This window comes from Moraxella oblonga NBRC 102422, from assembly GCF_001598275.1.
Classification (GTDB): Bacteria; Pseudomonadota; Gammaproteobacteria; order Pseudomonadales; family Moraxellaceae; genus Moraxella; species Moraxella oblonga.
Genome location: NZ_BCYQ01000024.1, coordinates 1 through 16754, shown reverse-complemented (window position 1 = coordinate 16754; position 16754 = coordinate 1). Strand labels below are relative to the sequence as shown.

The following is a 16754-nucleotide window of genomic DNA, read 5'->3' as shown; positions in this document are numbered from 1 at the left end:
CCTACTTTGTATGGATCTGCTTAGAGTTTTTATCAAATTATTGCCTTTTTCTGGTACCGAGCCTAGCGATTGGATTATTACCATTGCTGTAGCCATTCTTTTGTTGATTTTTTTGTATCAGGTGGTTGCTGGCATTTATGATTATAAGTCAAAAAAGAACATATTAGAGACTTTTGATGATCATCAAGACGAATATTTTAATCGCAATCTACAAAATGCGTGGCAAAACTTCCAAAAACATCTCATAAAAACACCACAAAATACTTACTATCGTATTTATGACAGCAGTCAATTTTTTAATCTCAATACCGTTTTTGACCGCATTGGCAAGTCTCATTTTAGTCATATCTCATCACTATTATTAAGCTTGGGATTGCTTGGGACTTTTGTCGGCTTGTTTTATGGCTTGGTTCAGCTTAATTTAGAAGATACCGAAAAATTACAATCCTCGATGAATGAACTGATTCACGCCTCAGGAGCAAAATTTGCCTCATCAATCTGGGGACTTGGTTTATCTATTGGTTTTAGTATTTATGAAAAGAAAATGACAAGTAAAGCAAGTCATTTAATCAGTCAGTTTCAAAATAAATTAAATGATAATTATCCGCTTGCCATTTCTGAACAAACATTATTAGATTTAGAACATATTGACAAAGCTCATTATCACCAAAATAAAAACTTCTTTAAAAACAATGAAAATTTATTAACTTCTATTCATACTAGTTTTGATAATCACCAAAACATCATCCAATCAGACTTTAATGAATTGGCTGGTATTTTAAATAAAAACCATAGCGAAAGCCAAACCGCCCTAAAAGGTATTTTTGATATATTAGCCAATCAATATAAAAATAATAATGAATTTCAAAATAAATCCATAGAATTTTTAAATCATTCTATCAATGTTCAAACTACCATCAATGATAGTGTGACAGAGTTAAAAAAGACACTTGATAATAAATTAGAAGAAATCACAAGCAAACAACAAGAACAACTAGATACCTTAAATGGTCTGGCGATGGATATGGCAAATAATCTTAGTAGTCAGTTACAAGAAGGGTTATCGAGTGCCATCGGCGAGGCGATGAATAAAGAAATACAAACATTGGTTACTAATATTGGCGGTAGTCCAGAAGATAGTGTGCATAATGCCATTAAAGAGATGGTCAAAGGCACTTCACAGGATTTTTCTAAACAATTAAAGGAAGTCTTAGATGATTTTATGAAAGAAATGAAAAAATCCACAGGAGCAGATGCAGACAGTATTAAAAATACGATTACCAATATATCCAGTGTTGCCGATACATTAAATAATGATGTAGGTAGTTTAAATGAAAAAATGACCACCTTATTAGACAGCATTCAAAATAAAATTGATCAGCAAGCTACTAAAAATGAAGAAGCTGGCAATAGCATCAAAGAAAGTGCTGAACAAGCAGGGGACGATATTGTAAAAGCACTAAAACCAATTCAACAAACTTTGGATAATTTTAATGCTTTAATGACTAATGCCAAAACGCATTTAGAAAATCTACCAACACATTTACAAGCTTTTGAAACAGCAACAGGCAATCTAAAAGACTCTGCTCAAAATACCCTATCAGCAAGTGATAGACTAGAAAGCAGTTCTACCAAATTGGAAAATGTCAGCAATCAATTCACCAGTACGGTCAATCAGTTTAATCAAGGGATTGATGATGTGCGTACAAAATTACAGCTGATTCCTAGTGAATTAGACAAAATTGTTAAAAGCATTGAACAAATATCAAATAATGCAGGCAATACCTATGATAAATTATCCAAAGAGCATAATAACCTATTAACCAAAAATAATGAGCTAATGACTACTTGGATAACGGCTCTTGAAGGTTATCAAGGCAAAACAGATGAGTTTGTTGAGCAAGTATTGGGTGATATGCAAAATCATATCAAACAAATTTTACAAGAAGTAGAAAATGGCTTAAATGCTTATAAAGTGAAAAGTGATGAGCATATCCAAAGCAATTTGGCAGAATATGACAGAATGGTTAAAGTCTTTATTGAAAAAGCCAATGGACTGATTGATACAACCTTTGCTAATTTTGATGGTTCTCTTGGTAATTTTGCCACAGAGTTGTCAGGGGCGATTGCTGATTTAAATGATACCATTGAAGTATTAAATGAAAAGTTAAGGGGTAGATGATGAGACAATCCACCCTAAATGCAAACACACATCAAGACGATGGTCATTATTGGATCTCCATTTCTGATTTGATGACTTCTTTGCTATTTATTTTTATTATTATTTTGGCTTATACCATTTACTCATTTACCCAAAAGTCGGATAAATTTGAAGAAAGTTTTAATGCCAGAAGTGAATTATTGGTAGATTTACAAACCAGCTTAAAACACAAAAATATCAATGTGGACATTGACCCAAAAAATGGCAATATGAGAATTAAATCAGACGCATTTTTTGCAGTGGGTTCGGCGGATTTAAATCAAGATGGACAACAAGCCATTATGCAAATTGCCCAAGAAATTAAAACCAAAATGCAAAATAAAAAATACCAGCAAGCGATTGATACTATATTTATAGAAGGTCATACTGATAATGTACCGATTAGTATCAATTATGGCAGAAGATGGACAAATATGGAATTATCCGCTCAGCGAGCCATTAACACCTATCTGATGATGGATAATGGGGTAAATATCAAAGAAATGGTGAATCGTGATGGGCGTTATTTATTTTCTTATAGTGGCTATGCCGATACTCGTCCCATTAGTGATAATGACAGTGATGTGGGGCGAGCCAAAAACAGAAGAATTGAATTGTTTTTTGCGTTAACCAGTCCAAAGTTGGAATAAAAAATGCTAAACCACCAATACCCAAGCCGTCATTTTTTAACCGCCTTAGAAAATGCCAGCGAAAAATTAAAACAAATCGGGCAAGGTAAAGAGTCTGGTAAAGACTATGAGCGATTAAAAAGAATGCTGTTGGCTTATGTATATAGTCAAAATAATGAGATTATATTTTATAATCAAAATGACATTCGTAGAGTATTATCAGTATTAACACAAGAAGTCTCTTATGATAATGATGTGTTAAGATTGTTGATTGAAAAATCAAAGTTTAATCATCTATTTAAAGCCATTAGTGAACAATTAAATGATGATTATAAAAATTTAATTGCTAAGAAATTATTATATCTCTATTATAGTCGTTATTATTCTATTGAATCTTTATCCCAAAAAGAAAGAGTGTATTTTTATACACTATTAAATAAACTCATCAAAGAATATGATGGCAAAAATATGCTATTAACCAAAGCCAAACAAAATACAGAAATTATAATAGGTGATTTATATCATATTATATATAAATATAAAGATTTGGATAATATTTATAAACAGATGGGTTTTTTAAAAAAATTTGAAATTTGGCAACGAATTCAGATTATTTTTTTATTGGAGAAAGTAAAAAGTTGGCAAGCCAACCAATATAATGATGATATTCATCATACCTTAGAAGAAATTTTAATTCATAAAAATGTGATGGTAGGTGGGCGTACTCTATTGGAAGAAACTGCTTATTTAGTGCTCAAAAAGTGTAAAGAAGTCAATATCATTGGTGATAAATGGACTCAATTTATAACAGAAAATATTGGTGACCCACGAATTATGCGTCATCAAAATCGCTGGTTTAGGATTGGTGAAGAATATTATCATTGGCTAAGAACTAGACTGTCAATCATCATTGTTGAAAAATTCTTGACCAGTATGACTGATGGTCAAGGTGATGCCATTTATCAATATCGCCGTCAATTTTGGCTACAATACACCAAACATATTCAATATGCAAAAGTAATGATTAATTCATCTGGTATAGGATTTATTAAAATGAATAATTCAGAAATAGCAAAAGAGTTTGATTTATCGCCAGAAATTTACAGCAAATTAAATGATGCACATCGATCTTGTATTTTTATGGATTTTGGTCATTTTTGTGTGATTGAGGGAACGCACAGTGCCAAATTGCGTTTTTATTCTAAAAATCCTATTGATTTAAGTAAAAAAACATATAATTATGATGAGTTTTATAGAGGTTCTGTAAATAAGTTATTGATACAAGATTATAATCATATCAATTCAAGTGATTACTATTGGCAAAACTTAGTAAGGGGATATATTGCAGATAATTTTGGTATTAAGGTTAAATTAGAAGATATTATCTTAAAAGAGGATAAACATCGCCTACAAAAAATCAAAGAGCATTTACATAATGCCAATCAGTCTATTATTTAGGGAGGTTTATGATGAAATTTATTTTAAACAGTGAATTTAAAAAGAGTGTTGCCAAGCAATTATTATTAGATAATTTGGCAAAGATTGAAAACGATACTTTAATCATTGATGATAAAGATATTTATAAACTTGAAGACAGACAGCTGGCTTATTTAGATGCACCAGATTTTTTTGATGGGACAATGGTAGTCAAATTTAAGCCTTACCCTAAGCCATTTCATTTTGAATTATCATTTAAAGATGGGTTTAAACAGAAAATTAACCATTTTGAGATTGATGGTTCTTTAATAAATTATCAGGGATTGACATTTATTTTACCAAAAATAATGTTTGAACTTATTATAAAAAATAACAAATATCAACAAACCTATGATGAAAGTTTATTTTGGTACATTTTAGAAATTGCCAAGAAAAATGAAAACAGTATTGAGCTTGAAGGCTTGCCCAAAGGTGATGAGATTATTGCCGTCTCGCCACTGCATATTGATATGACAATCAATGATGATGGTACGGCAACCATCTCTCCGTTAATTACAGGTATTGGCGAGCAAAAACAAAAAGAATATCAATCACAAATATTAAATAGCAATGATGTTAAAATGCTGGTGGAGGTCAAAACTTCTAATAGTAAACCTTACCGTGTGCGTCATATTATGCACAAAAAAGACATTGAAGCATATAAGCGTTTGTCTGATGTTGGGGTAATTGCCAAAGATGATGTGACAAAATTTATCCAAAATCCCGCTCCGTTCATTTTGGTTGATGATGAAAATCAAGAGGATTTGCCTATTTATTTTGATAGCTACCGTATTTTGGGTATGGGCGAGCCTTATGTTGGGTATTTTGGTTCAAAATCGCTGGATTCGCCAATCGCCAAAGCCTTATTAGGCAGTGGCGATATGCAATATGTTAAAGAAGTAAAAAATAAAATTAAAGAGATTTGCCAAAATAAATCCGTTGATGATATTAAGAGTTTTAAAGAAAAGATAGAACAGGCAGTTATTAAAAATAAGGGCGATATTTTATTAGCAGGAGAATATTTTCCAAAAGAAAGTTTTGGAATTGCTAAATCATCAATCAATACCATTCTCAATATGGCACAAAGAACGCCAAATCCTAATAAAGTTGTAATAAGTATTGACCCAAATGATGAATTTGAAGTCAATTTCTATCATACAGCTGTCAAAAATTTAAGTCAGATTGATACAAATAATAATAAAAAAGGGGATATATATCATCACTTCAAACCTTGCTTTGAACCAAAATCTTATCAAATACAAGGGGTAAATTGGCTCATTGATTTATACCAAAATAAATTTCGTGGCGGTATTTTGGCTGATGATATGGGGCTTGGAAAAACTTTTCAGGTGATTGCATTTTTAAACTATTTATTAAATATCAGTGATGATTTTAAAGATAAACGTATTTTAATTGTTGCACCAACCGTATTGCTGGATAATTGGAAAAATGAATTTGAAAAGTTTTTAAAAGCATCGGTTTATCAAGATATTAACATTCGTATTATCCGTAGTAGGGATTTGGCAAATAGAAAACAGGTGAATAAGAGCCAGCAGGGCATTTATAATAGCTTTGATATTCAAAAATTTTTACAATTAGATTTTGATATACTCATTACCTCTTATGAAACATTATCTAATTATCAATTTAGTTTTGCTCAAAAAGATTTTCATTGGGGCTGTGTGGTCTATGACGAAGCTCACAAAATTAAAAATCCTAATGCTCAAATTTCACAAGCAGCTCGTGCAATTAGTAGTGAAGTGGATTTTAGTGTGTTATTAACAGGCACACCAATTGAAAATGAGTTAAAAGATTTATGGGCATTATTTGATGTCTTTGACCCAAAGCATTTTGGTAGCTGGAAAACATTTAGAAAAATGTATGTGGATAAACAAAATGAAATCAGTCAAACAGAACAGCGTTTAAGACAACACGCCTCTAATTATCTACTACGCCGTCTTAAAAAAGACTATTTAAAAGAATTGCCCAAAAAGATAGAACAGGTACATTATATTCCTTTTGATGATAATGAAAGCCATCAATATATAGAATATTTAGATGCCAATGAAATGGCTTTAAGTAGGCTGCATAAATTAAAGCAATTTTCCCTAAGTGGTGGTTTGGATAATGCCATTCAATTAGACAAATTTAGCAAGACCAAAGCATTATTAAATTTATTAAGAGATATTGAAAATAAAAAAGAAAAGGTCATTATTTTTATTATTCAAAGAGCAGTGCAAGATTTAATCAAATTTGGTATTGATAACACATTTAATTTAGATGTGCCAATTATTAACGGAGACAACAACAGCTCTGATAAGGTGGAATTGATTTTGGAAAAATTTAATAACATCAATGGATTTGGTGTGATTATTTTGTCGCCTTTATCGGCTGGGGTGGGATTGACGATTACCAGTGCCAATAATGTGATTCATTATGAACGCTGGTGGAATGCCTCCAAAGAAGACCAAGCCAGTGATAGAGCCTATCGCATTGGGCAGCAAAAAGATGTTTATATTCATTATTTAATTAGTGAGTTATCAGATAATTATATGAAACGATTGCTAGAAAATGATGGAAATCAAAAACAAACCATTGATAGGGCGGTACACGAGCTAATTAGTCAAAAAAGACAAACGGCAGGATTTTTAATTCCACCTAAAAATATTACGCTTGATGAAATTGCTAGTACAGTCATTCATTCATCACCCAATAAATTGATTAGTGAACAATTAAAAAACTTATCTTGGCAAGCATTTGAAGAACTTATTAAAGAGTTATATGAAAAACAAGGATTTGAATGTCAATTAACCGCTATTGGAGAAGAGGACTATGGGGCGGATATTATTGCCAAAAAAGATGATACAATTATTGCTATTCAATGCAAACACTCCAAAAATGGTAAAAATAGAAATGAAGAGGCAATTATTGGGCTTATCAATCAAGCAAAAGTAGTGTACGAAGCTGATGAACTGATTGCAGTTACCAATACTTATTTTAATGAACATTCAAAAAATATGGCAAAACAACATAGGGTTGGGTTGATTGAGTTGGATGATTTATTGTTGCTATTGGGCAGATTTGATTTAGGGGTTTAGGTTTTTAAATCCCCACCCATCAATACCCCATCTGCCGAAGCACCCCAGTTGTGATAATTGCGATGAGCACCGTAGACAGGAGTGAAAATCTTAGCATTGCAAGTTACGCCCACCGCCACAATCAAAGGTATATTTAAAGAACTGTTCCACAGGCTTACCACCGCAAATTCAGCCCACCTGCCAAATCGGTGGTGGTCAAAAAAGACAGCTCATACCACTTAAAACCTGTTCCCACCGCAGATGCACCCAGCACCAAAGCAAAGGAAATAAAGCCTAGCATAATCGTTAAGCCAAGAAATCTGGTGAAAAGTGTCACGGTGGAGTAGGACAAAAGGGGAGAGTGCTAAAACTCAGGCACACTCCCACCACCCAGACCATACGCCCCAAACTCGCCAGAGACAGCCGTTTCTACCGCTTGTTTGGCGATGTATAGTCTAAAATTGGGGTCTTTGTTTTCTTTTTTTGAAGTTTCACTTTGAAGTTCAATAAAAGGATAATTTTGGGGTTTTGCTTTATGATTTTGGCAATGTGTTAGGGCTGTCTCAAAATCAATACCCTTAAAATCCGCAAAACGCTGTGCCACTTTTTGCAATTCTTTGGGGCGATGGCGTTTAAAAATGGCGTGGCGATGATGTTGCGGTACGGCTTGCGCCGATTTTAAATGCACATAATCGCCTAATCTGTCCAGCCATTGTGCCAGATTAAGCTGATTTAACTCATCTTCACTTGGGGCGAACACACGCAGTTTTGCCCCAAGTGTGCCAAAATCTTTACCGCAGCGATATTGGGGAAAAGATACCCCAATCGTTTGGTTGCCGTACTTATTTTGTCTATCCGCCAAAGCAATGTGGATTTGGGTGTAAATCTTGCTCCACAAAAAGTACAAATCATTTTCTTCATCAGGCAAGAGCGTGAGTTCTTGATAAAATTTCATCATTCTTTGCCACCAAATACGCCACCACGAATCAGATTTGCCACCACAAAATGCTTTTGTTCGGTGCTGATGTTGCCATCATCACTTAACCAATTTGCCATCAAGCTATACAAATCTCCTTCACTTGCGTTTCTGCGATAGGCTTGACCCTGTGTCGGTACAGAGCCATAAGGCTCAATGGCAATGGCAGGCTTAACTGTCTTGTCAAACAAATCATCTGCTTGTGGAAAGTCATACCAAGTATCAATGGTGCGAATGGCATTACCGATTTTTTCAGAATGCAAACCAGCACATAAACCATTTGGCGTTTTGATTTGATATAAAAACTTGGATTTATTGTCCTTGTCTTTTTCACGCATTTCTTGTGATGGGAATACCCGTTGCCCCAAACCTACTTTGACAAAGGCTTCTACCTTTAACAACAAATACTTGCCTGTAGCAACAAAACTTTCGGCAATGCACTTTGCCAAATCATCAAGTTGTTCATTTTTTACATCAAAATCGTGCAAATCAAGGCTTAATGAGCCAAACTCCCAAGATTTATTGGCATTTTCGCTGTCGCTGATTTTGACCCAAACGCTTTCTGCTCCAACACGATTTCGCCACAAAAAGCGACCATTTGCCAAATTTTGGGCATAACGGCGAGCCAACGGTAAAAATCCAATTTCATCTTGATATTCTTTGATTTTTTTAGCCAGCTTTATGCCAAAGTCAGGTTCATTATTGGCGGTGGCGGTGGCAATATCGCCCAAAAATTTGACCGTAAACGACACCCTTAAAGTATCCAAATGCGGTGGCAGGCTGGCATCATCGCCACGCACCAAGTTGGGTTGATGTTTTTCTTCATTTGCCACACCATATTGGCTTTTGACACCACGATTGCTTTTGTCGTGCAATTCAATGTTTTGCCAAGTTTGCTGGGATAATTGTGCTACATCAGCATTCCAAAGACCTGCTTGCATTAAGCCATCGGAGGGTTCAATTTTGCGACTAAATGCCAATACACTTGGTACAGGGGCATTATTTTCGCCATTGGTTTTCTTTTTGCTTGCTTTTACCATAATACTTACTCCAATTCAATGAAAATTAAAAGATTAAATGCAAAATGGGTTAAAATTGAAGGTCTTCTTCGTCATCATTAAATATCTGATTGACATCAAAAATTGGTTGTTGGATTTGCGGTTTTTGGCGGCATAAATACCATTCATCACGGCAATCATATCGCCAAATCAAACTGTGCATATCATCAATACGATGACTGCTTTTCCATTCACCCAAACCGTGAATGGCTTCCACAAAACGAAATGGATAACGGTGGTCTCGCAAATTTTCTACTTGCTCTGGTGGATATAATGGGCTAATGCCTTTAAATCCAAGCATTAACGGTACAATCCAACCTTTTTTATTAGGTGGAATAATGCGTTGCCAGAGGACTTCATTGTGTTCATCGCTGTCATCATTGTGGTTTTGAATGGCTTGATATTTAAATGAAAAAAAGTCTGTCCATCTATCAAAGGCATTTTTATCAATATGGTGATTTAGACAATATTGTTCGTGTTCTTGTAAATAATGGCTGGCATCTAATAATACAAAACTGGGCAAGATATATTTTTTTAATTTTTTAATATCATCGCCCAATAGTTTAATGTCATTGATATGATGGATAGAACCCCCTGCCAAACGAGAAGAATAAATCCATTGTTTAAGGCGAAGAATATAATTTTTTATATTATCAAGATTGGTAGATAGGGACTTATCACATTGCAACAATACAGATACCGTCATATCCATTTTGGCTTCTTCAATAATGGGTGCGGGGCTTTTGGCATCAGCACTTTTGCCTTTTAAAGTAGAAGGCGGACAACGATTTTGAATGAACTTAACATAATAATCTTGATAAGCATTTAATTCATAATCGTGGCAAAAAATAGCACAGCCTGTAAAAGCATTCCCAAATTCTGCGCTAAATTTTCGTGATAAAGCGTGGGTAAAACCCAAAAAAGAAGTGAGTGCAGGAAAGCCATAAGTCATACCCGCCAGTGCATTGGCATTTTCTACTTTAAGCCTTTCTAACAAAATGTATGATGCCATTTTTTACTCCGCTTGTAATACCCAATAATGCGATTGCAATACCACATTGATGATTTTCATATAAACTTTTTCTAATGCCAAAATGCGATTTTGATGGGTTTTTTCACTAATCCACTTAGCAATTGGAGTGGATAATTGTGTGATTTGTTTCATCAATTCAGGCTGGGAAAAAGAAAATTGCCGATTTGCTTCTTTATCCAAAAAGAGCTTTAATGCGATTGGCATATCAATATCTTTTGTCCAACCGCTTGGCTGACTGTTATAAATCACAGACATTTGATTTAAAATATGTTCGCCAACGGTTTGAATATGTTCAATTAAAGCGTTTTTTCTATCATCATTCAAAAAAAGCGCTTTTTTATCCACCACAGACAATAAATTTCTGATTTCTTTTAATTCGTCTTGGCAGTCAAAATAACACAAACTTAATAAACGCTCTATATTGTTTGGTGGATTGGGATTATGTTTGATTTTTGGTGCTTGTGCTGAAAATAGATATAATTGCCCACTTCTTTGCCCATTTAAAAAAGATGCATTTTGATGATTGCTTTTGGTGGTGGCAAGTGTGGCAATATTGGGAAAATAAATGCTTTCATTTTGATGATATTTGCCTTTTTGTTTGGCAAGTTTGGCAGGATTGTCTTTATCGTGGGCATTTTTAATGCTTTCAAAAATATGCTGTGCCAACGAACTAGAATACATCGGCGATAATAAATGATATTCACAATCATCAGATACAGGCACATAAATTTGTTTTGCCAAAGTGTGGGAACTTAATTTTTGGGCAGTATATGCACCTTTAATGGCATCTCGCCATATTATTCTTTGTGTTTCATCATCACAAATTTTGGCAAAACATTGCTCATTTTCACATAAAATCTCGCCCAGTTGTTTATTGAATTCAGTAATCGGGTAGGTTAAAAACTCAGCAATGGGGGCATATTTGGCATCGGCATAACCTCTATCCAACATAGTTGCATTAGCGGTTTGGGTGCTGATTAAATGGCAATGTTTATCCTGTTTAATGGCATCTTTAATGTTAATCGCTTGACTGCTAGAATGAGTTAATTTAGCAATATGGCTAACATTCAAAAACACCTTATCAATATTTTGTACAACATAATTCAGCCAATAACTGGCTTCATATTTTTCACGGATTTCTTGTTCATTTTCTGCGGTAAATTTCTCTTTTTCTTTCTTTTGTTTTTGCTCAATGGTTTTGGCAATTTTATCAGATAAAAATGCCGATATTGCCTCTTGTGCCAATTGAATCATTTTTGTTTCATCTATCATCATTTAAGCCCTTTATTCTGTTTTTGCAAAAACACCCAATATAGGTTGATAATACAATTGTTTATCATTGTTTGCAACTTGAATTTGCCCATATACTTTTTGTATATAAGCCATTGGTTTATTAAGCAGTTGTACCAATTCATCATAAATTTGCCCATCATCGTATTCAAACCAACTGTGGCTATTTTTACCAAAATTTAAATCACCAATATCAATAATCTTGCTACTTTCTATTAACTGGTTTTTATCAGTATATTTGTATTCAAACCACGATAGAAAACCACGAGAATTATCTTGATAGACCATTGAAATTTCAGGAGAGGATTGACGAAAAGGCTGTTGTCTTTGTATTTCGCCAAGCCAATTGACAGGCTGTTTAAACCAAATATTGGCACAATTATTCTCGCCATTTTCGCCTGCCAAATACGCCCATTGTACGCTGTGTTCCAATTGAATTAAGTTTTGATAGGGACTTGGACTAGGATTCACTCGTGCAATAGAAACAATGGCATTGATGTTTTGATAGTGTTCTGGTTTTAATAATTGGTCTAATTGATGATGAGCCAATGAATATTTTTTACTTTCAAAACCAGGACGATGATAAGCAATGCTTTTGCCCTTTAAGACTTTAATGTTTTCATTTAAAATATAAATATTTTCAGAATCAACCACTTGTTTTCTATGTCGTTGCACTCGCCCTGATAATTGAATTAAGGAACGCATAGAGCTAGGCTCGGCAATCGCCCAATCATAATCGTGGTCTCGTCCCACTTCACACACCGAAGTCGCTAACACTACAAAAATATGGTGTTTGGCGTTGGGATTTTGATTGATGGCGTTGTTGATTTCAGGCTGTCTGAAAATGTCATCGCTGTTTTTGCGATTTAAAATACGGTCTAGTTTTTGTTCAATTATTCCCCTTTTGGCAAGGGTAAATTGGCTGTGATACACGCAATAATGCACGCAAACATCATCGGGCAAATCTTTACTTATTAATAATTGAGCAACTGCTACCAAAGGATTGATATTGGCAAATCGCACCACACCAAAAGAAATATAAATGTCATTATTTGATTGATGGTGTGATTGATGGGCGGTTAATATGGTTTTAAAAATGGTGTCTGCCATTGCTTTAAAAACGGTATCATTTGGGTTTTCCTTAATGATAGGCACAATTTTAGCACGCTGGCTGATATTTTGATTTTGTTGTAACTTACCAATGCGTTTTTTAATAAATTGACCGTGTTGTTTTTTGTATTCTTCATTATTACCAATTTCATTGCTTTGCACACCAAATTCATCAAACCAAGCACATACAATCGGTTTATGCTGATGGTGTCCCGACATATTTTTTTGATAAATTTGGCGACCATTTTGATAGGTTTCAAATAAAGTTTGTGCCATAGCAGGAGCAATGGTGGCACTGGATAACAATACTTTTGAACCCAGCATTCCTGCCCAATGCACCAAACGAGTTAAAGCAAACCAATCATCAATGCCAAATTCATCAGGTTCATCAAGCACCAAATCACTGCTTAGTAAACGAAGCATTGGTACAATATGCTTGCCACCACGCAAACTTTCAGTAGCAGGCATTAAATAATCAATGGTGCTGACCACAATGGGAGCGTGCAATAGCTTTTGGTATTTTGGTTTATTTTTAAACAGTTGATAAAGTGGGTCTTTTTCATCTAATGCAATATCATCGTAATCAATGGCAAATGATTCCAATTCATTATCGTCATCTAAACTTTCACTGCCACGATAAGCCAATGTGGTGCGTTCTAAATCCTCCAATAATTGCTGTTGTTGTTTTAATAACTTTGTATTGTGTGTTTCATTATTTTTATTAAATAATTGCAAAACCGCATTTGAACCAATTAAAGTGGCGATTTCATCATCAATGTTTAATAAAGATTTTAAGGCACTGCCTGTTTGCAGACTTAAAGTGCGAAGTCCCAACGCAATACTTAATCGCAATCCTGTTTGCTTATCTGCCAAAGCATACATAATCCGAGCATTGGCAAGGGTTTTACCTTTGCCTGTGGAAGCCATATTGATACCAAAAAAACCGCATTCATTGGCACGAATACTTAAAGTTTTGGCAAGATGATAAGATTGATTTTGCCATTCATAATTTTGTGTTTCATTTGGATTGGTTGGTAAGCCATTTTCTAATGTTTTATTGGAATGAAGATAGGGCAAATTGGATATCAATAAGGGTAATTTTTGGCTAAATTGATGGGCGTGATGAGCCACCATAATATTATGTTCATCAAGAGTTTGTTTATATTGATGATTTTTATCCGTATTGGCATAGACGCAATAATTGGGGTCTTGAAAATAAGTGTTGGCATTTTGTGATGAATAATGATGGTCAGCATACATCAATGCCAAACGAGCCAAATGAGTCGTCAAATGGTCATTTTCCCAATGAAAATCATTGAGCTGGTTTAAATGATTTAAGGCATTTTTGGCAATTTCTTGGGCTTTGGTTTGCCATTTTGTACTATTAAAAGGTAAGCCATTATTAAATTGCCAATTTAATTGTTTGGTATTGTTATCAAATTTATCATAATTTGATGAATTCCAATTCATATCTAGCAAGTTATAAATATCATTATATTTATTAAGTAAATCAAATGAAGGATTATTGTCTTGATGAGATGGATAATGCAATAAACGATGATGAGAAACAATCAACCAAGCAACCAATTTAGCAAAATCGCTTAATTGAGCAAATGCCTTAAAATTATTTTTGTCATCAATGTTTTTGATGATGGCGGTTTCATCAATATTTTTGGGGTTGGCTAATAAATTAAGCCATTGTTCATTGCTTTTATTTTTAGCAAAGCTGATAAATAATTGAAAAGAAACCCACTCGTGGCGATAGGGTTCATAATTTTTGGTTTTAATCTTTGGATTTAATTTTTGTTGAAATAAATCATTGGCCTTTCCAAAATCGTGAAATAGCCCTGCTATTGCCGAAGCCAACGCAATAACAGGCAAGTTTTGCCATAAATGATTGTCTTGATAGATAGAAAAGTCTTTTTGGGTACGATTTACGGGTACATAGCCATTTTCATTAAATTGTGATTTACTGCCAACTATCCAAACCAATTCAGTGCGATTTCTGGTAACAATACGATGGCAACTCACAGCGGTATTTTTACTCACCGTTTGGCGTAATAATTTTTTGACCATCATTAAGCCCTCTTCGGTGATTGCCGTTTGCCAAGTGTTATCGCCTATACGATTGGCATAAGCGTCCAATATTTTACGAGTGCGAGAAAGCGCTTTTTTCTGACATTGGGAAATAAAGATGACATTCATTGATTTTCCTTTTTCAGGCAGCCTGAAAATCTTTTTTCAGTGCTAAATCCTTAACCACCTCAAACATAAAATCAAGCACCTGATAATCGGTAAAATAATTTAACACTTCCTGACGAAATTCTTGTTCTGTCGCATTGTCTTTGGCACAAATAAAGGCAAGCGGCAGGACAATCGCATCTTTGACCAAATCGGCAATATCAAACACCAAAGCCCCACGCCGTGTTTTACCGTGCATTAGGGCAAAGCCGTGTGGAATGCCAAGCACCCAAGCGGTCGTTGCCCCAAGCCCATAGGCTAAATAATTGCCGTGATTTAAAAAGGCATTGGCTTTATCACTGCTGTCAAAATCACGATGAAATCCAGCATTATTGGTATTTTTAGCGGCGATTTTATAAAACTCTTTGGTCATTCGCCCCTCTAAGGTTAATAATTCGGTATTGTTATTTTGTTTGAGAATTGCTTTTTGATAATGGGATAATAATTCATCAATCTGTTGATGAAATTCATAAGATTTAAATTCTTTGTCTTTATGCCAAATTTTATGGATAAATTCTATGCGTTTAAATTGCAATGTTTTGGCTTGAATAAAGCGTTTTTCATCATCAAACCACCAAGATAACCAGCCCTGCACATATTCGGTTGGGCGATATTCAGATTGGGGCGACAGCCATTCAATTTCACAGGCACTAAAAAGGGGCGTACCACCGCCCCCACAAAATCCCACCATCACGCCTGCACTTGCCAGAAGTCGCATTGCCGCTTGGGTAATGGAAGTGCCTGTACCAAGCAAAATACAAGTGGTATTGGCAATGGGAATATTGTAATAAAGATTTTCGTTTTTGCCTTCGGTTAAATACAAAACCCGACCGTCTTTTTGCATCACTCGGCAATGCTCCAAATAAAACAGATTGGCTCGTTTGGAATGCAAAATAGCTTTGAGTTCGGTGGGTTTGAGAATGTCCATACTTGCTCATACTTAAATATATTTTTTTTAAATTAAAGCATACTTATATTTATTTGTCAAGATGTGTTTGAATTTTTGTGGCAATTATTTTATAATTGTGTTATTAGTAAATGGTAAATTTACCCTTTATTTTTGCTACTATTTAAAAACTTAATAAAATCAATGGCTTATAAATAGTCAAAAAATCATTGGTATTTTTGGCAAAAAGGGTTGTCAGACCTTGATTTTTATGATTATCTTTTATAGAATATCTACTTACACCGCATAGGTGGCTTAGAAACCTATGCGGTGTAAGAGTTCATGGCAGAATCACTCTTACACCGCATAGGTGGCTTAGAAATATGCGGTGTAAGAGCAAAGTCCACTTCGCCCCCTCTTACACCGCATAGGTGGCTTAGAAAACCTATGCGGTGTAAGAGCAATATGCGTTTGGTCTCTTACACCGCATAGGTGGCTTAGAAAGCATAGGTGGCTTAGAAATAGTTATTTTGATTCTCTTACACCGCATAGGTGGCTTAGAAAACCTATGCGGTGTAAGAGAGCTAGACATCGTCCTCTTACACCGCATAGGTGGCTTAGAAAACCTATGCGGTGTAAGAGAAAGCTACTATATTCTCTTACACCGCATAGGTGGCTTAGAAACCTATGCGGTGTAAGAGTTTCCTACATTTTCTCTCTTACACCGCATAGGTGGCTTAGAAATATGCGGTGTAAGAGCAAAGTCCACTTCGCCCCT

13 protein-coding genes are annotated in these 16754 nt (G+C 34.7%); 4 read left to right on the top strand and 9 right to left on the bottom strand.

What is annotated here, in order from left to right; genetic code table 11:
• Nucleotides 1-10 precede the first annotated feature (10 nt).
• From MOB01S_RS07805 to MOB01S_RS07790, 4 genes are read left to right on the top strand one after another with little or no spacing between them, the layout of a single operon-like run.
• The gene (locus tag MOB01S_RS07805; protein WP_169798132.1) at nucleotides 11-2182 is read left to right on the top strand and encodes a poly(R)-hydroxyalkanoic acid synthase subunit PhaE; all 2172 of its coding nucleotides are present in this window, start codon (nucleotides 11-13) and stop codon (nucleotides 2180-2182) included.
• Nucleotides 2182-2850 carry an OmpA/MotB family protein gene (locus MOB01S_RS07800; protein ID WP_066803509.1) on the top strand — a complete coding sequence of 223 codons (669 nt, stop codon included), beginning with the start codon at nucleotides 2182-2184 and terminating at the stop codon, nucleotides 2848-2850. The genes MOB01S_RS07805 and MOB01S_RS07800 overlap by 1 nt, the downstream gene beginning before the upstream one ends.
• A 3-nt stretch (nucleotides 2851-2853) precedes the next feature.
• Entirely contained in the window at nucleotides 2854-4287 is a 1434-nt protein-coding gene (locus MOB01S_RS07795; RefSeq protein WP_066803506.1) for an EH signature domain-containing protein, read from the top strand.
• Nucleotides 4288-4295: 8 nt separating this feature from the next.
• Nucleotides 4296-7403 (top strand): SNF2-related protein, encoded by a 3108-nt coding sequence (locus tag MOB01S_RS07790; protein ID WP_084349667.1) that lies wholly within the window; start codon nucleotides 4296-4298, stop codon nucleotides 7401-7403.
• Here MOB01S_RS07790 and MOB01S_RS12335 read toward each other — a convergent pair.
• The 9 genes from MOB01S_RS12335 to MOB01S_RS12985 all read right to left on the bottom strand — a co-directional run bounded on the left by MOB01S_RS12335 (nucleotide 7400) and on the right by MOB01S_RS12985 (nucleotide 16440).
• On the bottom strand, nucleotides 7400-7564 hold the full coding sequence (locus tag MOB01S_RS12335; protein WP_157073932.1) for a hypothetical protein: 165 nt from the start codon (nucleotides 7562-7564) through the stop codon (nucleotides 7400-7402). The two genes, MOB01S_RS07790 and MOB01S_RS12335, sit on opposite strands and share 4 nt — an antisense overlap.
• Complete coding sequence (locus MOB01S_RS12865) at nucleotides 7558-7683, bottom strand: hypothetical protein (protein WP_281177236.1); 126 nt, start codon at nucleotides 7681-7683, stop codon at nucleotides 7558-7560. The genes MOB01S_RS12335 and MOB01S_RS12865 overlap by 7 nt, the downstream gene beginning before the upstream one ends.
• Nucleotides 7684-7746: 63 nt before the next feature.
• The gene (gene cas6f / locus MOB01S_RS07785; protein ID WP_157073931.1) at nucleotides 7747-8340 is read right to left on the bottom strand and encodes a type I-F CRISPR-associated endoribonuclease Cas6/Csy4; all 594 of its coding nucleotides are present in this window, start codon (nucleotides 8338-8340) and stop codon (nucleotides 7747-7749) included.
• The gene (gene csy3 / locus MOB01S_RS07780) at nucleotides 8337-9398 is read right to left on the bottom strand and encodes a type I-F CRISPR-associated protein Csy3 (RefSeq protein ID WP_066803497.1); all 1062 of its coding nucleotides are present in this window, start codon (nucleotides 9396-9398) and stop codon (nucleotides 8337-8339) included. Before csy3 ends, cas6f begins: the two co-directional genes overlap by 4 nt.
• Before the next feature lie 49 nt (nucleotides 9399-9447).
• Nucleotides 9448-10428, bottom strand: coding sequence for a type I-F CRISPR-associated protein Csy2 (csy2, locus tag MOB01S_RS07775; RefSeq protein WP_066803494.1), 981 nt, complete (start codon nucleotides 10426-10428; stop codon nucleotides 9448-9450).
• A 3-nt stretch (nucleotides 10429-10431) separates the two neighbouring features.
• A complete protein-coding gene (locus MOB01S_RS07770; protein ID WP_084349666.1) occupies nucleotides 10432-11724 on the bottom strand; it encodes a type I-F CRISPR-associated protein Csy1 in 1293 nt (430 codons plus the stop codon).
• 9 nt (nucleotides 11725-11733) lie between these two features.
• The gene (gene cas3f, locus MOB01S_RS07765; protein WP_066803481.1) at nucleotides 11734-15054 is read right to left on the bottom strand and encodes a type I-F CRISPR-associated helicase Cas3f; all 3321 of its coding nucleotides are present in this window, start codon (nucleotides 15052-15054) and stop codon (nucleotides 11734-11736) included.
• Between the two features lie 13 nt (nucleotides 15055-15067).
• Nucleotides 15068-16018 (bottom strand): type I-F CRISPR-associated endonuclease Cas1f, encoded by a 951-nt coding sequence (gene cas1f, locus MOB01S_RS07760; protein WP_066803478.1) that lies wholly within the window; start codon nucleotides 16016-16018, stop codon nucleotides 15068-15070.
• Nucleotides 16019-16299: 281 nt separating this feature from the next.
• Entirely contained in the window at nucleotides 16300-16440 is a 141-nt protein-coding gene (locus MOB01S_RS12985) for a hypothetical protein (RefSeq protein ID WP_439646418.1), read from the bottom strand.
• Nucleotides 16441-16754: the final 314 nt, after the last annotated feature.

Excerpts from the sequence above, each read along its gene's own strand:
- MOB01S_RS07805 (WP_169798132.1), top strand. The coding sequence starts at position 11 with ATGGATCTGCTTAGAGTTTTTATCAAATTATTGCCTTTTTCTGGTACC.
- MOB01S_RS07800 (WP_066803509.1), top strand. The coding sequence starts at position 2,182 with ATGAGACAATCCACCCTAAATGCAAACACACATCAAGACGATGGTCAT.
- MOB01S_RS07795 (WP_066803506.1), top strand. The coding sequence starts at position 2,854 with ATGCTAAACCACCAATACCCAAGCCGTCATTTTTTAACCGCCTTAGAA.
- MOB01S_RS07790 (WP_084349667.1), top strand. The coding sequence starts at position 4,296 with ATGATGAAATTTATTTTAAACAGTGAATTTAAAAAGAGTGTTGCCAAG.
- MOB01S_RS12865 (WP_281177236.1), bottom strand. The coding sequence starts at position 7,683 with ATGCTAGGCTTTATTTCCTTTGCTTTGGTGCTGGGTGCATCTGCGGTG.
- cas6f (WP_157073931.1), bottom strand. The coding sequence starts at position 8,340 with ATGATGAAATTTTATCAAGAACTCACGCTCTTGCCTGATGAAGAAAAT.
- csy3 (WP_066803497.1), bottom strand. The coding sequence starts at position 9,398 with ATGGTAAAAGCAAGCAAAAAGAAAACCAATGGCGAAAATAATGCCCCT.
- csy2 (WP_066803494.1), bottom strand. The coding sequence starts at position 10,428 with ATGGCATCATACATTTTGTTAGAAAGGCTTAAAGTAGAAAATGCCAAT.
- MOB01S_RS07770 (WP_084349666.1), bottom strand. The coding sequence starts at position 11,724 with ATGATGATAGATGAAACAAAAATGATTCAATTGGCACAAGAGGCAATA.
- cas3f (WP_066803481.1), bottom strand. The coding sequence starts at position 15,054 with ATGAATGTCATCTTTATTTCCCAATGTCAGAAAAAAGCGCTTTCTCGC.
- cas1f (WP_066803478.1), bottom strand. The coding sequence starts at position 16,018 with ATGGACATTCTCAAACCCACCGAACTCAAAGCTATTTTGCATTCCAAA.